Below are 240 nucleotides of genomic sequence, written 5' to 3' on the forward strand. Positions count from 1 at the left end.
GGCTGGTCTGGCGCGCGCGGTGCGCGGATTGCGCTTGTCATTGGCGGTCTCGGGCTTTCCCAGACGGGCAGCATGGAGGCAATCGACAAGCTGCCGCAGGAGGTCACGCTCGGTTTTGCGCCGCAGGGCAACAGTTTGCAGCGCTGGATGCAGGCAGCACGGCAAAACGGTCATGAACTTGTGCTGCAATTGCCGATGGAGCCGTTCGATTATCCGCGCGTCAATCCCGGTCGCAATACG

Annotated in this window: 1 protein-coding gene; it reads left to right on the plus strand. The window is 62.5% G+C overall.

Annotation, left to right across the window (positions count from 1 at the left end; genetic code table 11):
• Window positions 1-39 precede the first annotated feature (39 nt).
• Window positions 40-240 (plus strand): divergent polysaccharide deacetylase family protein (locus SB719_RS22360; RefSeq protein ID WP_412160064.1); only part of this gene is annotated, 201 nt, incomplete at its 3' end.

It is taken from the genome of Pantoea sp. SIMBA_079, assembly GCF_046940275.1.
In the GTDB taxonomy this organism is placed as follows: Bacteria; Pseudomonadota; Gammaproteobacteria; order Enterobacterales; family Enterobacteriaceae; genus Pantoea; species Pantoea borealis.